Below are 1645 nucleotides of genomic sequence, written 5' to 3'. Positions count from 1 at the left end.
TTTGGTGTATCCTTCCTCTGAATCTTGGGCTTTTGAATGATCTAAGAGATTTTTAGCAATGTTTTTCCCGACACCATATTTGCCCTGATACATCGGACCACCCGCAGAAATGCTTAAACCTTGGCTGCTAGCTTGAGCATGCGCACCATTGCTGATATCACTGGTGCTAATGCTTCCTGTGGTCAGGCTGTTTTTTTCTGCCGGCGCGGTACCAGCGATAATATCGGCTCCAACACCATGGATGCTGCCTTTGTGGGCTTGCATGTTGACAGCGCGTCCTGCTTCTATTGTTGTGCTCATCGCGGTGGAAGCTTGAGAAGAAGCTTCTGCTTTCTTAAAGCCCACTGTCATACTGCCAGATGCGCCAGCCTCGGTCAAACCGCTTAACGTATCCTGTGGATTGCCCCACGACTTTGGCTTCAAAATACGCATCCCCCGTAATGAAACCTCACCTGCCTTATTGTCGACTATCTTAAACACCAAATTAAAAGTGCCCGTTGCGTGGATAAAGAAGGAGACAGCTTTGATCCTCTACTTCATTCGTGATTTTATCCAACGACCTTTTTAACGATGGGGAGGACGCTTTGGTGATCGCTTTTGTAAAGCTTTTTGCTTTTGCTGACGTTTTCTTTCATCCTCAAAATGCGTTAGTAAAGCGCGTTCCTGTTTCGTTTTGTTGGTCACACCAAAGGTGTCATTGTCCATAAATTGCTGATATCCAGCTAGCATCAAATTAGCTAAAAACGAGTCACTTTTCAGAGGTTGTACAAAATAGAGCCCTTTTGAATCTTGCAATTTATACCGGAAACCTGCTTTTTTCATGCACTCATAAACTGAGGCAAATTCACTCGCATACGAATTCATATCACTAGAAGAAGCATAAACCGGTTTCCAGCCACATTTTGATAAGGATTGTTGGATCATCGCTTTATCGACACCTGGTTTTTCCCATAATGCTAAAGTTGATGGAGGAGGTTGGTTAACACATCCAGCTATACTTAACAGAGCTATGCCGCTCAATAATTGCAAGACTTTCTTCATTCTTCCCCTCCTTCAGTGGGTTTCTTTACGATAAAACAGAGCTCATAAGCTTGTTGATATTTCCTCTCACCGCTGCTTAAAACAACGGTGACCAATATTGAGATGATGGATTGAGGGAACAATCCCGCCATTCCAAGCGAAGGCAAGGATGGCGGATTGTTGATCATCACTAGCTGCAAAACTTAAGGCTGGCATTTGCGACTATTTTTATATTTTTTACAAAAAGGGCTGTTTAAGCGCTTCTTGACACTTCGCTGTGGAACAACAGCGCCTGGACGACAAATGGGCAAGTTTTTCTCTTTAAAAGTATAACATGGCCCTCCCGCTCTTGCTACTTCTTCATCTTTATAGCGGAATCCTGATTGGAGCATGCAAGCATAAGTTGTTGCTTTAGCATTAATACTCTGCTGTTGGTTTTCTGGATCGATATCATAAGGCGTTGGCATGCCACATTCTAATAGGGCTTTTCCTATCTCCGTAAAATCAGTAACACTATTTTTCTCCCACATACTCAAATACCCTGGAGCAGGCTTATCAATGTTACATCCAGCAATATTTAACAGAATGAGACCACTTAATAATTTCAAGATTTTCTTCATTTTTT

Annotated in this window: 3 protein-coding genes and 1 pseudogene; all 4 read right to left on the bottom strand. The window is 42.7% G+C overall.

Annotation, left to right across the window (positions count from 1 at the left end; translation table 11 throughout):
• Window positions 1-219: pseudogene (locus ACFIK7_RS02580) on the bottom strand (filamentous hemagglutinin); the annotation flags it as partial.
• 345 nt (window positions 220-564) lie between these two features.
• Entirely contained in the window at window positions 565-1041 is a 477-nt protein-coding gene (locus tag ACFIK7_RS02575) for a hypothetical protein (protein WP_375662881.1), read from the bottom strand.
• Window positions 1042-1107: 66 nt separating this feature from the next.
• Window positions 1108-1236, bottom strand: coding sequence for a hypothetical protein (locus ACFIK7_RS02570; RefSeq protein ID WP_375662880.1), 129 nt, complete (start codon window positions 1234-1236; stop codon window positions 1108-1110).
• Entirely contained in the window at window positions 1224-1640 is a 417-nt protein-coding gene (locus ACFIK7_RS02565) for a hypothetical protein (RefSeq protein WP_375631978.1), read from the bottom strand. The genes ACFIK7_RS02570 and ACFIK7_RS02565 overlap by 13 nt, the downstream gene beginning before the upstream one ends.
• Between the last annotated feature and the right edge of the window lie 5 nt (window positions 1641-1645).

The organism is Bartonella sp. CL266QHHD, assembly GCF_042195355.1.
Lineage (GTDB): Bacteria > Pseudomonadota > Alphaproteobacteria > Rhizobiales > Rhizobiaceae > Bartonella.
The sequence above is the reverse complement of the archived record's forward strand: the minus strand, read 5'-3'. Positions and strand labels throughout refer to the sequence as shown.

What these genes read in the sequence shown, in the direction of transcription:
- ACFIK7_RS02565 (WP_375631978.1), bottom strand. Translation starts at nt 1,640, where the DNA reads ATGAAGAAAATCTTGAAATTATTAAGTGGTCTCATTCTGTTAAATATT.
- ACFIK7_RS02575 (WP_375662881.1), bottom strand. Translation starts at nt 1,041, where the DNA reads ATGAAGAAAGTCTTGCAATTATTGAGCGGCATAGCTCTGTTAAGTATA.
- ACFIK7_RS02570 (WP_375662880.1), bottom strand. Translation starts at nt 1,236, where the DNA reads ATGCCAGCCTTAAGTTTTGCAGCTAGTGATGATCAACAATCCGCCATC.